The 17,329-nt window shown below is 40.8% G+C and carries 16 protein-coding genes; 6 read left to right on the top strand and 10 right to left on the bottom strand.

All coding sequences use genetic code 11. The features are described 5' to 3' along the window. Window positions 1-54: 54 nt before the first annotated feature. The gene (locus AB0756_RS13315) at window positions 55-1,527 is read left to right on the top strand and encodes an RNA-guided endonuclease InsQ/TnpB family protein (protein ID WP_038080240.1); all 1,473 of its coding nucleotides are present in this window, start codon (window positions 55-57) and stop codon (window positions 1,525-1,527) included. A gap of 36 nt (window positions 1,528-1,563) precedes the next feature. On the opposite strand, the gene AB0756_RS13310 is transcribed toward AB0756_RS13315, so the two are convergent. After that, entirely contained in the window at window positions 1,564-1,989 is a 426-nt protein-coding gene (locus AB0756_RS13310) for a hypothetical protein (protein WP_038080237.1), read from the bottom strand. Window positions 1,990-2,275: 286 nt separating this feature from the next. Between AB0756_RS13310 and AB0756_RS13305 the strand changes: the two genes are divergently transcribed. Then, the gene (locus AB0756_RS13305) at window positions 2,276-2,902 is read left to right on the top strand and encodes a hypothetical protein (protein WP_038080233.1); all 627 of its coding nucleotides are present in this window, start codon (window positions 2,276-2,278) and stop codon (window positions 2,900-2,902) included. 199 nt (window positions 2,903-3,101) lie between these two features. On the opposite strand, the gene AB0756_RS13300 is transcribed toward AB0756_RS13305, so the two are convergent. The 4 genes from AB0756_RS13300 to nfi all read right to left on the bottom strand — a co-directional run bounded on the left by AB0756_RS13300 (window position 3,102) and on the right by nfi (window position 7,929). Continuing rightward, window positions 3,102-3,824, bottom strand: a complete 723-nt coding sequence (locus AB0756_RS13300) for a GDSL-type esterase/lipase family protein (RefSeq protein WP_237265858.1) — start codon at window positions 3,822-3,824, stop codon at window positions 3,102-3,104. Window positions 3,825-4,171: 347 nt separating this feature from the next. Then, window positions 4,172-6,133: an FHA domain-containing protein gene (locus AB0756_RS13295; protein WP_038080231.1), complete on the bottom strand. Its 1,962-nt coding sequence runs from the start codon at window positions 6,131-6,133 to the stop codon at window positions 4,172-4,174. A 93-nt stretch (window positions 6,134-6,226) separates the two neighbouring features. Beyond that, window positions 6,227-6,925, bottom strand: coding sequence for an FHA domain-containing protein (locus AB0756_RS13290; protein WP_050046444.1), 699 nt, complete (start codon window positions 6,923-6,925; stop codon window positions 6,227-6,229). 341 nt (window positions 6,926-7,266) lie between these two features. Continuing rightward, window positions 7,267-7,929, bottom strand: a complete 663-nt coding sequence (gene nfi / locus AB0756_RS13285; RefSeq protein ID WP_038080229.1) for a deoxyribonuclease V — start codon at window positions 7,927-7,929, stop codon at window positions 7,267-7,269. Between the two features lie 165 nt (window positions 7,930-8,094). Between nfi and AB0756_RS13280 the strand changes: the two genes are divergently transcribed. Beyond that, window positions 8,095-8,937 carry a prohibitin family protein gene (locus tag AB0756_RS13280; protein WP_038080226.1) on the top strand — a complete coding sequence of 281 codons (843 nt, stop codon included), beginning with the start codon at window positions 8,095-8,097 and terminating at the stop codon, window positions 8,935-8,937. 183 nt (window positions 8,938-9,120) lie between these two features. On the opposite strand, the gene mnmH is transcribed toward AB0756_RS13280, so the two are convergent. Continuing rightward, window positions 9,121-10,176: a tRNA 2-selenouridine(34) synthase MnmH gene (mnmH, locus tag AB0756_RS13275; RefSeq protein ID WP_038080223.1), complete on the bottom strand. Its 1,056-nt coding sequence runs from the start codon at window positions 10,174-10,176 to the stop codon at window positions 9,121-9,123. Between the two features lie 507 nt (window positions 10,177-10,683). On the opposite strand from mnmH, the gene AB0756_RS13270 reads away from it, so the two are divergent. From AB0756_RS13270 to AB0756_RS13260, 3 genes are all read left to right on the top strand, one after another. Further along, window positions 10,684-11,757, top strand: coding sequence for a hypothetical protein (locus AB0756_RS13270; protein ID WP_038080220.1), 1,074 nt, complete (start codon window positions 10,684-10,686; stop codon window positions 11,755-11,757). A 327-nt stretch (window positions 11,758-12,084) separates the two neighbouring features. Beyond that, window positions 12,085-12,369, top strand: a complete 285-nt coding sequence (locus AB0756_RS13265; RefSeq protein ID WP_063779547.1) for a hypothetical protein — start codon at window positions 12,085-12,087, stop codon at window positions 12,367-12,369. 85 nt (window positions 12,370-12,454) lie between these two features. Continuing rightward, window positions 12,455-12,739 (top strand): hypothetical protein, encoded by a 285-nt coding sequence (locus AB0756_RS13260; protein WP_063779548.1) that lies wholly within the window; start codon window positions 12,455-12,457, stop codon window positions 12,737-12,739. Between the two features lie 197 nt (window positions 12,740-12,936). Here AB0756_RS13260 and AB0756_RS13255 read toward each other — a convergent pair whose 3' ends face one another. The 4 genes from AB0756_RS13255 to fabZ form a co-directional block, all read right to left on the bottom strand. After that, window positions 12,937-14,271 (bottom strand): DNA cytosine methyltransferase, encoded by a 1,335-nt coding sequence (locus AB0756_RS13255; RefSeq protein ID WP_272899728.1) that lies wholly within the window; start codon window positions 14,269-14,271, stop codon window positions 12,937-12,939. A 97-nt stretch (window positions 14,272-14,368) separates the two neighbouring features. After that, window positions 14,369-15,532: a lipid-A-disaccharide synthase gene (gene lpxB / locus AB0756_RS13250; RefSeq protein WP_038080217.1), complete on the bottom strand. Its 1,164-nt coding sequence runs from the start codon at window positions 15,530-15,532 to the stop codon at window positions 14,369-14,371. Between the two features lie 200 nt (window positions 15,533-15,732). Then, a complete protein-coding gene (lpxA, locus tag AB0756_RS13245) occupies window positions 15,733-16,557 on the bottom strand; it encodes an acyl-ACP--UDP-N-acetylglucosamine O-acyltransferase (protein WP_038080311.1) in 825 nt (274 codons plus the stop codon). 225 nt (window positions 16,558-16,782) lie between these two features. Beyond that, window positions 16,783-17,313 (bottom strand): 3-hydroxyacyl-ACP dehydratase FabZ, encoded by a 531-nt coding sequence (gene fabZ / locus AB0756_RS13240; protein ID WP_038080207.1) that lies wholly within the window; start codon window positions 17,311-17,313, stop codon window positions 16,783-16,785. Window positions 17,314-17,329 lie beyond the last annotated feature (16 nt).

Here is a 17,329-nt window from a genome sequence, read left to right as displayed (position 1 = left end):
ATTTTAGCTAGGTATACCAAGCTAATAATAGGTTGAAAAAGGATAAGGCTCGAGATGCAGGTTAGTTATCAGTACAAGTTACGTCCTAATCAAAGTCAATCAAAAGTTATGGATTCGTGGTTAGATATGCAGCGTAGTTTGTATAACTGGTTTTTGGCTGACCGCATTGATGGATACTATCAAACCTTTGTGATGGGTGAATATTGCGATATTAGAACAAAAACTGAACGATATCCACTGAGTTGTTCGTTAAGCAAAAATTCTCACCTACATAATCCGTGGAAAAATCCAGATAAGGATGGACTCATCAAAAAACGTTCTGCAAGTTTGATGCAAGATGCATATCTGACAGAATTAAAGCAAGCTAGACCGTGGTACAAAACAATTCATTCAAATGTGTTGCAAATGTTGATTAAACGTCTTGATGCAGCAATGGCAGGATTTTTTCAACACGGTCGTGGCTTTCCATCATTTAAAAACAAATCTAATTTTCGTTCATTTCAATACAAGCCAGGTGATGTCAAATTAAATAAAAATAAAATTTACTTACCATCAATAGGTTGGATGAGATTTTTTAATTCTCGAACTATACCTACAGGATTTGAAATTCGTACAGTCACTATGCGAAAAAAGGCAGATGGATGGTACGGAAGTATTTTAATCGAGAATAAGGAAATCCCTAATTTTCCCAATCCTAGAGAGATAAATACTCTGATATCTCTAGATATGGGGATAACAAAGCTTGTTCATTGCTCGGATGGAACGGATTTTGTCAATCCTCGCCCCAGTACTTCTAAAAAAAGTAAACGGACTTTAAAAATCAGGCAGCGACGTTTATCTAGGAAAAAGAAGGGTAGTGCTAATCGAAAGAAAGAAGCACAAAAAGTAGGTAGGCTCCACAAAAAGCACGCTGACAAACGTAATGCTTATCAGTGGTTTGTAGCTAACAAAATAGTCAGAAAAGCGGACGCTGTTAGTGTAGAAGATTTAAACATCAAAGGGATGAAGGCAAAGTGCAAGCCTCAACCCGATGATGTTAAGCAAGGTCGCTTTCTCAAGAATGGTCAAAGTCAAAAACGTGGCTTGAATCGTTCCATCTCCGATGCTTCATGGGGTACTTTGATAGAAAAAATCCAGTACACGGCTGCAAAGTCGGGAAAAAGTTTTTTCAAAGTAGATCCAAAAAACACTTCTCGTACTTGTTCTAAATGCGGTGTCATAGATGCTTTGTCTCGTTTTGGAGAAAAGTTTACGTGCGTTGCGTGTGGATACGAAACCCATGCAGACAAACAGGCAGCTGTTAATATCAAAAATCGCACAATACAACAAAACGGATTAAATATTAAAAAATTAAAAAAGGTACGCAGGGACTCTGCGGAACCCAAACAGTTAAAACTGTTTGAAACGCCCACCGTTGAATCAACAATGGTTAAAAGGAAACAATATCGTGCCAGTGATGGCAAACGCGGTGTGCCTGGGAACTCGCCAACTCAATTGAGTTTATGGGATATTGGGGACTTGGCTTAGTCTTCAAGAATCCCACACCTTCTAGGTGTGGGAGTGTCAAAACCACTGTCCACCTCGGAAGCGCCAACGAACAAAAATAATCCGCATCAAACTTTGGGAGACAATAAAAACTGATAGCCATACAATACTGTAATGCTGTAGAAACACAGCTAACGGAGGATAGCTGGGTATAGGCAAGATACGAAAGATACCCACTGCAAACCAGATAAATATCATTTCCCAGATACCAGCCAAGAGTTGATAAGCTGCAGGCCAATCTCGATCCCAACGGTATTTTTGAATTTGGTCGTAAACCAAATCCCATCCCAAACCAAAGACAGCAACATAAGCTAGTATCCAAAAATAAGCCGTACTGGGATAAGAACCTATCCACCCAATCCCAAAAGGTATAGATACCACTACACCTACAGTAGCAAGTAATAACAATCGAGTTTGCCAGCGACCAAATAAAGTAGGAGTCATAATATACGATCGAGTTTTGGGGAAGAAGGACTTTACAACAATCTTATTTAATTTGTGACAATCTACTGTGTCCAAATCCTTGGCTATTTGAAGAAGTCGGAGGGCTAACTTTTCACCGATAATTTAAGACTGCTATAGCAGTTATACTGCTTTGGTAGCGTTGATAGCAAAGTTATAGTAGCAGCGGTTATCAAATCGGACAAATCAATCTATATTTTGTTATAAATTATACAGTACAGCCTCTCTATGTATTTAGATACACCAAGAGATATTATGAGGTAGAAAAATGGCATATAGTGATTTTAATCTTCCTAACGTTAAAGAAAGTTTTGGCTTAACACTTGATGAAACGGGGAATTTGTTTGGTAATGTAAAACCAGTTCCACCCTCCGAAACACTGAGAACTATCTTGAGCGATTACATCCCTTTGGCTACTTCAATAGCAACAGAAAAAGCACGCTCGGAGTTTTTGATTGCACCAATTTTAGCGGAAACAAGAAAGTTATTAAAAAATCAAATATCGCTATTTTCTGGAAATGAATTTAATGTTGATGCTACCAAAGGTTTGCAAGGATTTTGCGATTATATTATCAGTTATTCACAAGAACAATTATTTATTTCTGCTCCTGTCACGGTTATTTTTGAAGCAAAGAAAGAAGATATTAACGGTGGTTTTGGTCAGTGCATTGCAGCAATGGTGGGAGCACAATTATTTAATCAAAGTCAGGAAAATGACGTTGAACGTATCTATGGATCTGTGACTACCGGGACTAATTGGAGATTTTTATTTATAGAAAAAACAACTGTTTATATAGATTCAGTTGAATATTATATTAAAGAAGCTGATAAAATTTTGGGTATTTTATTGCAACCTTTTCAACCTATTTTAAATACTCTTGCAACGAGAGAATAATATAGATGCGTGAGAATTATTCTTTCGTATTTCTTGCATAAGTACATTACCTCTTCTAAGGGCTGCTATTAATGGTTGATTGTTTTGACTTATGCAAGAAGTTTATTAAACACTCGAATTTAGATAACGCAATAGAAAGTTGTTGGGAGAGAAGCCAAACTCCTTGCCCTATCTTAAAAAGTATTAAATAATACTTTTATCAACGAGCAAGTTCGTAGTCAGAAGTAGAATTGTACTGACTCATTGCTTCCCAACCCATCACATCTTCTAACAAGGTTTTGTATCCTAAAGTATTGGGATGAAGACCATCCGCACTCACGCGCTTCAGCCTCCAAGCTTCACCTTGTTCCATCCATTGCTTGAAAATATCGAGATAGGGAATACCCCGTTCCAGACAAGCAACTTTTGTAGCTTCTTTGTAACGGTGTTGATCGGCATGATTGAAGTAGAAGCAGTCAAGAAAAGGCATCTTAGCTTCATCAACTGGCATCATTCCAACAAATAAAACCGGGCATAGTTGCTGTGCTCGGTCAAGTAAAGCGGAAATTTCCGACTCAAAAACGGCAAAGTCTGTAAAATTCCGTCCGTTAGGACGGCTTAACCGCGCTGAATCATTAACTCCTACGGATAAAATAATCAAGTCCGGAACTTGATTTCGCAGTTCACCGCGATGGCGAAACTCAGCTTCCAATCTGTGAGCTACTTGCTGGATGCGATCGCCTCGCACTCCCAAATTATAAAGAACGTGACCCGGACTATCGGGTGACATCCAACTCCGCCGCAGTCGCTCAACCCAGCCTCCTCCTTCTGGATCGCCAAATCCATAAACTAAACTATCTCCTAACGCCACTATCTTCAAGGGCTGACAGAGTTTCGGTACAACTGACAGATGCATTGGGAAACGTGCTTGAATTATCTGCATCTTAAAATTTTATATTTTATATCTCTATAAAATTCTATACAGTTCTACACCATTAACGGCTTTAATGGCAATTTTTCCGTTTTTTCCATAACAACTTCATAAAAATGATAGTTGTTTCACACAAAATTTACATTATTTTAAATTTTTTGTGATATCATAGCATCGAATAAAATTAAATTCGCTTCAATGCATTAACTCCTTCTTAGAAAAACTTCCCAACGGTTGAAGATAAAAGGTAGTGTTTGCATTGAGATGATTTCGCCACGGAGCTTTTCCGAACATACGAGCCGTCCTTTTAGTTTGGCTCTATTTTCTGAAATACCGAGTAAATATCTTTAAAAAATGCATCAAGGTGACTGATTAAATACCCACTTCAGCCAATTGCCAAAAGAACTTAAGGTATTTAAGCGCTTAACCCCAGGCGCACGAGCCGCAGCAAGACCATCAACCGCACACAAGCAAGCGTATTGCAATCCCAGGAAACTATCAACAGCTGCATAAGGACCGCCTAAGGTAATTGCTCCAGCTGCATAAATTTGACCTTTTCCGTTACGCATTTCAACAACTTCAAAGTTATTTGCTACCGATAATCTTCCCAGATAGTTTAATGGCAAGTTGTAACGATCTACCAAGTCTGCCAAAAGGGGGTTGACCTGTACTTTGGCATCTAACCCAGTCGCATCAACGATAAAGTCTGCTTCCAATGTAATTTGCCCAAAACCTTTTTCTTGAATATAGGTAACCGGACGGTTCTGAACATCACGTTCTACTTTTTCCACTTCACCAAATTCAATTTTATACCAACCTTCTCTCAATCCTTCTTCCGTAATACGTTGCCAGTCATGACGGTCGGCTGTGGTAGTTCCACCCCAATCCGCTAACAAGCGCTTGCGTTCGTCGGGGCTGGCTTTTTCCAGCAAGGCGCGGAGTTCACCACCCCAACAGGCTTTGGGCCAATTAAACGGTTGGTATTCGTAATGGTTTTTGACCACACGCTGTGCTTTTTCATACTTATTGCCTGTTGGTTTGGGCGATCGCATCAAGTGTAAAACTGTAATATTGCGATTGCGTCGGCGTGCTTCATAAATCCGCTGCACAATTCTGGAAGCCACAATTCCCCGCCCCCTCAGCAAAACTTTTCCACCTTGCTTTTCCAGTTGCTCGTAAATGTGGTTGTGTTCTTCGTAAGCATTGACAACAGACTTAAAATCTTGGTATTTCTCACGATAAGCTTGCAAGTCTGGGAGAAACTGAATTGCTGGATAACCAGTTGCCAAGTGCAAATAACGAGCAACATGAAAAGCGTGGCTTCCCGGTCCTTGGGAGTAAGCTACACAATATCGACCATCATCCGTTTTACGAATTGCTCGTATTCGCCCGTAGCGATAAATCTTCTCCCATCCTATGCGTTTCGCTTCCCTGTCTATAGAATCAAAGACATTTCTCGCACGGGGTGTATAAGTTTCAGCAAAAGTTGGCTCATTAAAAACTTGCCACAAGTACCGAAAAGATTGGTCTAATTTCCCTTGAGAAAAATCATGCCATGCTTCTCGTAACGCATAACTCGGCCAACCCCAAATGTTATCCGGGCAAGAATCAGAATTTGAACGCAAGCGTTCGTGCAAGGGAATTTGAGAATTCAAGCAAAGACGTTTGTATCGAGCATACGGTTCTTTTTCCAAGCCTAAAGCGGCAATATTCTCACTCCGAACGCCAGACATTCTCAGTAAATCTGCCCAGAGATAGCTACCCAACCCAGCTCCAACTGCAAGATAATCTGTCTCACTTACTGGTAACCCCGTTGCGTGTAGCGCTTGCACCGGAACGAGTTCTTCCTGAAATACAGAGGGTGGAAAATGACTGCCCAATGGTGTTGCGGGTTGGGAAGCAGGGAGCCTTGGATCTGGGAGATTGGTATTGGGGTTGAACTGGATAGCAGAGTGAACGGTAGGAGTAGGTGCAGGTGTGCCAGCAACAGCAAGAGTTACAGTAATTATATATGGACCGATTTGTACAATATCACCACTAGCAAGAACACTGCGTGTCTGACGTTGACCGTTAACAACAGTACCGTTGGTACTGTTTTGGTCAGTCACCACCAACTGACTTTGTTCCCAATCAATCAGGACATGAAAACGAGAAACTTGACTGCTATTCAGCAGCATGCGAGCAACACGTTTCCCGTTGAGTTCAGCTGGTAAGGCTGCAAAATCACGACCAAGAGCGATCGGAGCATTTAAACGAGGTTCTCGTCGTTCTCCCGTTGTCGGATCGTCCCAATTTAATTGAATTAGTAAATTATTAGACATTATGTAATAATGAATAGCAAATAATTATTTAGTTATAAACTATACCGTTAAAATTCTCTTTGTCCCCCTTGTCTCCCTTATCTCTCTTGCCCCCTAAACACCGGGTGGAACTAAAACACTCATGGCGGCAGCTAAAGACGTACCGCACCAAGGACAACCAACTTGTAAATGTTCTAAGGACGAAACTTTATGACATTTGGGGCACTCCAAACCGTACACTCCCTGCTGTACGGGTGGCGTTGGTGAATGATAGTGGTGTCCTTGTACAACTGGTTGTTGCCTGACAGGAGGCGTAGGTTGGTGGGGGGGATATGGTTGAACTGGGCGTTGTTGCCTGACAGGAGGCGTAGGTTGGTGGGGGGGATATTGCCCTTGTCCTGCGGATGGTGTAAGAGGTTGGGCATTTGCTGTCGGTGGTTTTGGTGGGGCTAAAAGTGTTTCTGGAACGCTGCTAGTCGAGGAAATAGAAACAGCAGTTACGTGAAGTTGTTGCTGCCCCAAATAAATAGTGCTGCCTTGATTGAGTCTTAATGTACCTTGAACGAGTTGCCGTCCATCGACAAGTGGGGGGTTCTGTTCTCGCAAATTTCTAATTACAAAACATTGCTGTTGTGAATGAAAGTAAATTTCAATATGCAACCCCGATACAGTAGGATGATTCAGTACAATATCACATCGAACTGGATCGCGACCAATACGAACAGTACCTTGGTTTTTACTTGGCTGCTGTTCATATATTTTCTGAGTGTTGTCTTTTCCTGCATCCTGCCACTGTAAAGTGAGTGAGTTCATACTTTGCGACACCGTAATGTTAATGAATAACTTCAATTCCTAGCTGTATGATTCCTAACACGATTAATAGAAGCCAGCAACTGGTTCTAAAAGCGTAAGTCTAGAATTTAAGATAAGTGTCAATGCTTTGTAAAGCGTCAACCTTTTCTATAGCAGTAAGTCATTATATATCTTGAGTTTTCAAGTAATCCTTATCAAAAATCAGGTTAAAATCTTTAGTTCATATCTTAAATTCTGCTGTGTAAATCTGAGTTGTAACTGATTTTTACAGTGCTGTTTGCCCAAGAGTGGCGTTAGGCATAGCACAACTACAAACCAATTAGAACTCATGACACGGACTGCTAGTGTTTAGAAAGTTTATCAGCAAGGCGAGTTGTTTCTGGTAAGCGATACTTTGTAGTACAACGCAATACACAATCAATAGCCGTAGGTAAACTCACTCTATGACCGCTAGAAACGTACACGGGTTTAACTCCTGTACGCGTCCGTAAAACGGCTCCCACCGTTTCTCCTTTATGCATTAACGGTTGCCAGCTACCTCGTGTTTCTGGCAAGTCCTCATGCTTACCAATAAGTAACGATTTTGCAACACCAATAGTAGGCATATCCATAATTAAGCCTAAATGACAAGCTATACCAAACCTACGAGGATGGGCGATTCCTTGTCCATCACACAGGATAATATCTGGTGAGATCGTAATTTTTTCCAAAGCGTCTAAAACTGCAGGTATTTCGCGAAATGACAGAAAGCCAGGAATGTAGGGGAACGTTGTAGGACGACGTGCAATGCTTGTTTCCTGTAACTGTAGATCGGGAAAGCTCAGTACCGCCACAGCAGCACGGCTAATCGCACCATCTTCTTCAAAAGCCATATCAACACCTGCAACATATTGCAAGGGTTGTTTAAAATTATCTTCAACAATCACTTCAGACTGGAGTTCTTCTTGTATTTTTATGGCTTCATCTACCGTAGTAGGCCAGGGGTGGCGTTGATAAATCTTCATAGTTCAAAACTTTAGTTGATCGATTTTATTTCATAAATTCTTCTGTTTGAGATGTATCTATATTAAAGAGTTTTTCTCGTTGAGTAAACTCAAATCACAAAACTACCTTTAGGGTTGGTTGTATCTACCCTATGAGTGCTTAATTTATTAAAATCTCTTAACAGTATGCAGAACATTAGCAGACAAATCTCCAGATCCAATAATTTTAGATTAGGTTTTCCCTTAGCAGGAGGTGTATGTGTCTTACTTCTAGCGATCGTGTTCCGTCCCTTTACAATTGTAAATGCAGGTGAGAGGGGTGTTGTCATGCATTTTGGAAAAGTCCAAGAGCAAGTGTTAGATGAGGGTATTCATCCTATAATGCCGATTGTTACAACAGTCAAAAGGCTGAGTGTGAGGGTTCGGCAAAATACTTTTAATGCTGATGCTGCTTCCAAAGACCTTCAGAAAGTCACGACAGAACTTGCAGTGAATTGGCATATCGAACCAACACGGGTTAATAAAGTCTATCAACAAGTAGGTGATGAAGAACAAATTATTACTGGAATAATTACTCCATCTGTGTCTGAAGTGTTGAAAGCAGCAACAGCAAAGAAGACAGCAGAAGAAATTATTACTATCAGAACGCAACTGAAAGCAGAAATTGACACTCATCTAAAACAACGTCTTTCTGCTTACGGTTTGATAGTTGATGATGTGTCTTTAGTAAATTTTTCATTTTCTCCTGAGTTTAGTAAAGCTATTGAAGCAAAGCAAATAGCCGAACAAGAAGCTAAACAAGCAGAGTTTATTGCTAAGAAAGCAACTCAAGAAGCCCAAGCAGATGTGAATCGTGCTAGGGGTCAAGCAGAAGCACAAAGATTACAAAGACAAACTTTGACACCAGAATTGTTGCAAAAGCAGGCGATCGAAAAGTGGGATGGACGTTTTCCAACGGTGATAAGCGGTAATGGTACTTTACCTCTAATCAATATTAGTCCTGAAAGTTTGGCAGGTAAGAAAGAGTAGCATTTTGTTTCTGACGCTCAGGAGAGCATCCCAATTTGGATAAACACGCTTGTGACGGAAACATCGCGACTATACAAACAGAACATACCTACGCGGACTTATGAAAAATTTCAACCCACGCTGGTAAGTTTTGTCTGTGTAGCTGCGAATTCTATTCGCCAGAGTGATAAGAAATGAGAGTGTTCAAAAATCCTTTAATACTAAATTTAGTAAGTTCTCTACTGTAGCATCAGATAAATCTGATATTTTTAAAATTTTCTCTACTTTTTTAAAGTTCCATTGCATAGATTTATAGTAAGTTGGATCGTAGTGGCAATTTAACATATCCTCTACAAATAACTCCCACTGTTGGGTATCAATCAACCGATCCCATTCACGCAGCTTTTCTTTGCTGTAGCGAGATTTTAGCTTTTCTAGTTTTACTTTTAAAAAATCTGGATGTGTTGTGAGGTGTGGATATTCTTGCAGGAGATAGCTAACTCTTGTGGAGAGTGGAACTTGAATTTCTACACAACTCGCCTGTTTCATCTTGTCCCATAAGGACAGGGGTAAATAAACTTGTCCAATTTTGTTACTTTCTGATTCTAACCAAATAGTTTCTGCAGGATTGAAACTTTGCAGTTGTTGCAGTAGCAAAGATTCAAAATATTTTTGAGAGGGTTGAGGTGAGGGTTGATTATCCCATTCTTCCCCAAGTAGGGAACCTCGATGATTTGCCAAAGCTTCCAAATTTAAAACTTGAAACCCACTCAGGCGCATTTTGCGTAGGATATGAGTCTTACCACTACCAGTTAAACCACACAAGACTCGGTAGGTAAATTTTTCTGGTATTTTTTCTAACCGATCGCGAACGTAGGCGCGGTATGTCTTGTAACCGCCTTCAATAAGGGTGACACGCCAACCAATTTGGGTCAGTACCAAAGCCATACTGTTGGAACGCTGTCCGCCTCTCCAGCAGTAGATCAAGGGTTGGTAATCTTTTCCTTTTGTTTCAAAATGCTGGCTCAGATGCTGAGAAATGTTTTTGGAAACTAAAGCAGCACCAATTTTTCGAGCAGTGAAGGGAGAATCTTGTTTGTATACTGTTCCTACGCGAGCACGTTCTGCATCGTTGAGTACTGGTAAATTGATGGCACCAGGGATATGGTCTTCAGCATATTCACTAGGAGATCTGACATCAATTATTTCACTGTAAGTTTCTATCCAAGGTTGTTTGGTGTATGTAGGTAAGGGTGGCATTAAACAATCGTAATTGAGATTCGGTTCGGATCTGCAAAAACCCCGACTTCTTCAAGGATAGAGCTCGTCAATGGAGAAGAACACCTCTCATTTGCCACTCTCGTCTCTCGCTCTGGTACCTTTAACTGGGGATGCAGACAGTGAGAGCCTTGCGAGGACACCGAGTATCGAAAGCGGAGCTTCTCAAGAAGGCATTCCCAGGCGGAGCTACCGGAGCGAGGTGGGGGCTTAGATCCACCATTCGCTAACAGCGTCCTTAAAGAAGTCAGGAATCTGACTAACACTAGCTATCAAACACTATTTTTCTTAATTTTGACATTGGTCAGGGGAATGGTATTATTACAGCCGACACTCTCTTTTTCATTAAAGTACTTCTTTTGATAGATGCTAACTTTTTCAAAAATTAATAAGACTTCATGTGTTGCTTGCTATCCAACACTGTAAGCGCAAGGTTATGCAATGAAGTGTTGAAATTTATCCTTTTAACTAAAATACGGCAGGTATGAGATGAAAAAACTTGGATTACCTATATGGTTGCCTTACCCTAATGCATGGTTGAACGCTTTGATAATCTCAGTTTTTATGGCTGGGTTGGGGGCTTTTGTTAGGCGTAGCAGTTTGTTAGACTACCATCTAGATAAGTGGTCTCAACAGCCAGAACTGTCTTCTGTGGTGTTGATATTGTTGCTGATCTCTCCAATACCTGCGATCGCCTTTTTCCATCACTTTTTTCTCAGCCGCTTTATTTCTGTTATTCCTGGCGAACGAGCAAAAACACCTCAAGGATTCCTACCTGGGATTATGAGTTGGAGGGAAAGTTTGTATAGTTGGTTGGTGTTTGTTCTATCCACCCTGATAGCAACGTTAATTTGTATTCCCTTCCTGTCTCTATTTAAAGTTAATTATGAAAATCTTATTAACACCTACGATCGCGCTCATAGAACTGTACAAATTCTCTTTGCTGCTATCTGGATTATTAGTGCTGCTTTCCTATATCAGGTTGAATATCTTTTCAAAGATCGCTTGCTTTTTATGGACGACTTTCCAAGCGAAGAAACTAGTGTAGGTCAGGAACACACAGTAGAGATTCAACCAGAAAACCTACAAGCTGAAGCGATCGCCACTCCAACACCGATTACTGAAATTTCACCTCAGAAGAAAACTAGTATCACTGACGTAATTACAAAATATCGCAAATTATTGCAAAGATTTTTTATAATTTTATTGGTATCTATAGCAGGTTTATGGATGTATTTCTTTGCTAATTTACCAAAAGTGAAAAAAACTGTATCAGCAAATTTATCCTATATTGAAAAACAACTAGCAGTTCCCTCTGCAACTCCTGTTCCAGAAGATAGCACTTATCAAAAAGGTTTGAATAAAGCAAAGTCTGCAACCAGGCTAACAAAGTCAGCGCAGTCTGAAAATGAATGGCGAGTTGTTTCCCGTCGTTGGGAAGAAGCTATTAAACTTATGGAAAGTGTACCAACCTCCAGCCCCAATTACTCACTAGCACAACAAAAGATTTTACAGTACCAATTGCATCGAGAATTTGCCCAGCAAATGCATTCCAGTAACTAGCGATCGGCGGCTAAAGATCTAATTATCATGCATAAAAGTGTTGTATTTGAATAATTAATCAATTTTTTGGTTTCAATAAATTATTTAGTACTTAATACGGTATATGTAACTATTCATCAAGTGTGAGTTACCGATTGTCAGTTGCTGAATTAAGCGATTGCATCTCCATAGTGGAGCGCTGAAAAAACAGTGGATAAAGCAAAAATTGCCAAAAAGCAAAAATTTCTAAAATTTTTTGAATCTATTTTTGGGATTATTCGTCTCTCCTATTAAAGTTTATTTTGGTAAACTTTTTATTTGCTTTCCAACCTAGCAACAAGATTACAAGTGAGTTACTACGATTTTAATAATCATTTCTGGTCTCCCCAGATGGTTTGCTGTCAATCAGGATTAGCAAAGCCAAGGCAAAAAAATGCGAAATCTCGCAAATTATTGGGGGTACTGAGTCTGATGTGCGTTGCTGTTTGGGCTCCTTTACTAGTCCAACTCCTAGCGCCAACAAACAATCAAAATCAGGAAAATATTTCATTAAATAATAATGAAGTTGGTAGCGATCTCTTTATGAAAAGAGAACACTACTACTTTTTCTACCGATCGGTACAAAATCAATAACTGATAAAGCTACAATTTCGTTAAGATGCAATGGGGTGCAGTTACTAGACTATATGCACATTTAGATTTCAAAAAAGACTTCTTCATGAATCAAGAAATACAAACTCCATCGCCCAAACTGCAACGCGATCGCAACTCCCAATCCAAAATTCAAGTAGAACAGCATATTAGACTTTTAGATGTTGATAAACCGCAAGGACGTGTTATTTGCGAGTGCTGGAACTGCAAACAGGGGCTATTGATTCAGCATGAGAGAGAACCACAGCTCGATACTAAAGTGACTTGTCCAAATTGCGGTAGGGTAGCTGTCAAATTGCAAGTCGCAAAAGTTTTATCAGTCATTACTATTCCTTCGCCCTGGGAAGTTTAGAACCTAGAACGTAGGTTGGGGAGTCACTCGCGTGCGGAGAGCAGCACTGCTCTGGGTTCCCCTCGTTGAGCGATGTGGCGTTTGAGGAACGAAACCCAACATTTATCAGAATTCGTTAGATTTCGTTCTCTAACCCAACCTACAATTTCCTTATCCAAGTAGGCTTGTAAATGTTGGATTCAAGAACAAAACTAAACCTACACAATTTCACTTTTCAACCCTTTAGTTCTTCGTTCAATAGCACGCGGATCGACACCATAATAACGAGATGCGTGAGACATATCAAATGTCAAATTTTTTTTATTTCCCAGAGCTTGTATAATTTTAGGCTTCTCAGGACATAAACCGAGAACTTTGATAATTTCTGAGGCTACTGCTTTTGCTAATAAAGGTGGAACAGAGTTCCCTACTTGTCGAAATCCGTGCCATTTTGTTGTATGAAATCTAAACCAATCTGGATACGAGTGCAAACGTGCTGCTTCGCGTACAGTAATACATCTTGGGGTAAACGGGTGAATTGGTCGAGGAGAAGTAAACGCTCCTCTGTTACTTGGAGTTCCGGCTCTTAACGTATTACAAATTCCTTGGGGATCGAGTTTGAGAAAGCGGCTGATAGGTTCTGTTTTGCCATATGGAGTCGCTTCAAATCTTTTGATAGATTCTAAAGAATGTCTTGTCCTTAAACTTGAAGTCAGAATTCGAGGATCGTACTGGCGCGGATAGGAATAGTCATTGTTTGCAGGGGAAAAACCGCGAAGCTGTCTCCCATAATGGCTCGGTTTTCCAAAATTTGCGATCGCCCAATCTTGTTTAAACAGTTCTATATAGTTTTCTACTTCCGGTAAGTCCCCGATCGCATCCCAAACTGTAGGGCTGGTAGGGAGTTGATTGTTTGAATTAGCTTTTTTGGAGCCAACGGATTTAGCGATCGGCTTGGGATACTTTGGTAATTCTAACCCGTAACGGCTACCTAACAAAAATAACCTTTCACGATTTTGCGGCACTCCATATTCTGAAGCATTTAAGACTTTATAATCTTGACGAACTTGATATCCATTTTCTTCAAATTCATTTACGATCGTTGAAATAAATTCTTTATGTTTACCAACAGTCATTCCCTTAACATTTTCTAAAACAAAAAACTTGGGGTTTAACTCTAAAACTAATTTTATATAATGGCAGACTAAAGCGTTACGAGGATCGTCAAAAATACGTTTGCCTATTAAGGAAAATCCCTGACACGGAGGACCACCAAATACTACATCTATTTCGCGATCGCCAATACAGGAATTCTTTCTAATTTCTTCTGCTGTAATCTCAACAATACTTTTGCAAAAAATTTTCCAAAAAGGAAAATTAAATTCGTGTATTGCACAATGAATTGGATCGATTTCAACAGATGCAAGCACGTCAAATCCCGCTTGTTCAAAACCAAGTGTCATACCTCCAGCACCAGCAAATAAATCCACAGCAATGGGACGGCTGAGGATTTTAGAGTCCGGGCTTTGGGTTTGGGATGCTGAGAATAACAATCGTGGACTTGAGGTATAAAACACTAAGAGACATCGATCGTAGTGTCTCTAAAATAAAACATGAGTACTAGTTTACCCCAAAGCCTAAAATTAAATTTTAAAGATTTGGTAGCATTTGTAAAATTTCTTTAGCAGCGCGATCGCAAACGCCAATTTCACCTAAAGACTGCTGCATAACCTGATAATCTGCTTGCATTTGCTGCTTGCGTTCTGGATTGAGCAACAATTCCATGGCTGCTACAGTCAAATTTTCCGGAGTTGCAGTTTCTTGGATAAACTCTGGCACAATTGACCTCATGACTACCAAGTTTACAGGTGAAGCAAAGGGGACAGAAATTTTAAAGATGTTTCGAGCCACCCAATAAGTCAATGAATTGAGACGGTATAAAACGACTTGCGGTGTGTTCAATAAAGCCAATTCCAAGTTGACAGTACCGCACTTGGTAATTGCCAAGTCAGCAGCAGCTAGTACTTGTTGTTGTTGACCGGAGACTACAGTCGCTTGCAGACCAAACTGTTGTATCGCTTTTTCAATAAATTTTCGGTATATTTCCAAAGACAAAGGAATCCAAAAATGCACTTGTGGTAATTTAGATTGAATCTCTCGTGCTGCTTGAAACATCACTGGTAGCAGATACTTCAGTTCTTGGTAGCGAGAAGCAGGAATAAGAGCAACGTTTATGGTATCGCCTTTAACTCCCAACTCAGTCCTTGCAACTTCACGGCTTGGAAAATTTTTGATTCTATCTATAAGGGGATGACCGATCCACGTTACGTTTGCTCCTTTGTCTCGGAAGTAACGTGCTTCTTCTGGAAAAATTGCAAGCACCTTATTACTGACGTTCAGAATTCTTTCAGTGTCGCTTGGCGTAATTGAAGCTACCCATACTTGTGGTGCAATGTAATAAACGATAGGGACTTGTGGCAAATGACGGCGAATATAACTGCCGATGCCCAAATTAGGTCCCATATAATCGATAAGCACTACTAAATCGGGCGGATGTTGTTTGAGGTAAGCAATTGCCCGTCGCTGAATTTGTAGTGTTGGGACAACAAAGCGTAACGATTCTATAAGACCAAAGGAGCCAATGTGAGTGGTATTTCCCAGTAAAGTAGCTCCCTCAGATGCCATTTTTTCACCACCGAGTGCCACAATTTCTAGTGGGAACCCTGCGATCGCAGCTTGTTTTTTAAGTGCGGAGATGAGTAGCGACCCTTGTAAGTCACCAGATACTTCGCCAGTACTGATAAATATACGCATATGAGGATTGGGGATTGGGGATAAGGGAGAGGGGGTAGACAAGGGAGAGGGGGTAGACAAGGGAGAGGGACAAGGTAGACAAGGGAGAGGGGGTAGACAAGGTAACAACGGAGAAAATATACTTCGTCTCTCTTGTCCTCCTTGTCTTCTTTGTCCTCCTTGTCTCCCTTGTACTCCTTGTCCGCCTTGTCCCCAATCCCCTATTCCCTATCTCCATCACTGCTAGCAGCTTTCCCTTTACCTGGAACCAAACCGCGTCTCCCTGGCATTTGGGAAAGCAGGAGAAAGCGGCGCAAATGCTGTAGCTGTGAGGTTTCTCCCAGTTCTTCGAGATGTTCTATGGCTTCTTTAAATGTCAACTCCGAACGGTAAAGAATGCGAAAAGCTTTCTTAAGGATTTGGAATTCATTGAGATCCATTCCAGAACGTTTCAGCCCTACAAGGTTGAGAGTGCGTATCCGTGCTGGATTCCCCTCTACTAACATATATGGAGGCACATCTCTGTCAATCCGTGCCATACCTCCCACCATTGCGAGACTTCCAATATGCACAAATTGATGGACTCCCAACACTCCACTAAGTCTTGCACGTGACTCTATATGGACGTGTCCGGCTAAAGCAACGGAGTTGGCAATTATTACAGAATCTTCAATAATACAGTTATGACCTACATGGACATAAGCCATAAGCAGGTTACCGTTACCAATGCGAGTTTCTTCACCCGCACCAGTTGCTTTATTAATGGTGACGTATTCTCTTATTGAGTTATCGTTTCCTATTTTGACCCAGCTGTATTCGCCAGCATATTTTAAATCTTGAGGTTCCATGCCAATAACGGCACCGGGAAAAATTTGATTTCGCGCCCCAATTTCTAATGGTCCTTCTAATACGGCGTGAGCGCCGATTACGGTTTCAGGACCAACTTTGACATGCCCTCCAATCACAGCATACGCACCGACTTGCACCGTGGGGTGCAAATCTGAATTAGGATGAATGACAGCAGTAGGATGAATTAGCGTTTTCAAGGGTGCTCTCCAGAAAAGTCTTTGCTGTGTCCAAACACGCAATGCGCGTCTGCACGTAAGATTAGGTAGTTTTATCGGTAGCTAAAGTGTGAGAGTAGCTAGAGGAGAGTGTGAGGGCGTCAAAAGTTGAGCAGGATGCTGTTGTTGCTTGTTTCTTTTATTGATATCCTAAATTGGACTTGAAGAAAGGCACGTCACGGTCGTGCCCCCCACAAAAACAAGCGTTTAGGTCGATAGGGAAAACATAAGTTCGCCTTCAGCCGCAAGCTGACCGTCAACTTCAGCACGCGCTTGCATCTTACCGAAACGACGCTGTTTTACCCACAACAGTTCCACTGTCATGACTAGTTGATCTCCCGGTACAACTTGACGGCGGAAGCGTACTTTATCTATGCCAGCAAATAAAAAAAGCCCACCCTCCATTTCTGGAAGCTGAGTGAGAACAACACCACCAACTTGTGCCATGGCTTCTACTATAAGCACTCCTGGCATAATAGGTTGTCCTGGGAAATGCCCTTGAAACTGAGGTTCATTAAACGTGACGTTTTTTATACCTACAGCGCGTTTTCCTGGAAGATAGTCAATAATCCGATCGACAAGGGCAAATGGATATCTGTGGGGTAGAAGTTTGTGGATGTCTTCTACTGAAAAAATGACTTTGGAGTCATTTTTACTTGTAGCTGAATTATCCGATTGGTTATTAGATGCTGGTGCGGAAACATCAATGGTATTCGCTTGTTCGGTGACGATTGTCATTGCTCCTGCTGTTTAT

This window comes from Tolypothrix campylonemoides VB511288_2 (genome assembly GCF_045999855.1).
GTDB classification, from domain to species: domain Bacteria; phylum Cyanobacteriota; class Cyanobacteriia; order Cyanobacteriales; family Nostocaceae; genus Scytonema; species Scytonema bouteillei_A.
This window is presented reverse-complemented; position numbering and strand designations above follow the sequence as displayed.

Excerpts from the sequence above, each read along its gene's own strand:
- AB0756_RS13315 (WP_038080240.1), top strand. The coding sequence starts at position 55 with ATGCAGGTTAGTTATCAGTACAAGTTACGTCCTAATCAAAGTCAATCA.
- AB0756_RS13310 (WP_038080237.1), bottom strand. The coding sequence starts at position 1,989 with ATGACTCCTACTTTATTTGGTCGCTGGCAAACTCGATTGTTATTACTT.
- AB0756_RS13305 (WP_038080233.1), top strand. The coding sequence starts at position 2,276 with ATGGCATATAGTGATTTTAATCTTCCTAACGTTAAAGAAAGTTTTGGC.
- AB0756_RS13300 (WP_237265858.1), bottom strand. The coding sequence starts at position 3,824 with ATGCAGATAATTCAAGCACGTTTCCCAATGCATCTGTCAGTTGTACCG.
- AB0756_RS13295 (WP_038080231.1), bottom strand. The coding sequence starts at position 6,133 with ATGTCTAATAATTTACTAATTCAATTAAATTGGGACGATCCGACAACG.
- AB0756_RS13290 (WP_050046444.1), bottom strand. The coding sequence starts at position 6,925 with ATGAACTCACTCACTTTACAGTGGCAGGATGCAGGAAAAGACAACACT.
- nfi (WP_038080229.1), bottom strand. The coding sequence starts at position 7,929 with ATGAAGATTTATCAACGCCACCCCTGGCCTACTACGGTAGATGAAGCC.
- AB0756_RS13280 (WP_038080226.1), top strand. The coding sequence starts at position 8,095 with ATGCAGAACATTAGCAGACAAATCTCCAGATCCAATAATTTTAGATTA.
- mnmH (WP_038080223.1), bottom strand. The coding sequence starts at position 10,176 with ATGCCACCCTTACCTACATACACCAAACAACCTTGGATAGAAACTTAC.
- AB0756_RS13270 (WP_038080220.1), top strand. The coding sequence starts at position 10,684 with ATGAAAAAACTTGGATTACCTATATGGTTGCCTTACCCTAATGCATGG.
- AB0756_RS13260 (WP_063779548.1), top strand. The coding sequence starts at position 12,455 with ATGAATCAAGAAATACAAACTCCATCGCCCAAACTGCAACGCGATCGC.
- lpxB (WP_038080217.1), bottom strand. The coding sequence starts at position 15,532 with ATGCGTATATTTATCAGTACTGGCGAAGTATCTGGTGACTTACAAGGG.
- fabZ (WP_038080207.1), bottom strand. The coding sequence starts at position 17,313 with ATGACAATCGTCACCGAACAAGCGAATACCATTGATGTTTCCGCACCA.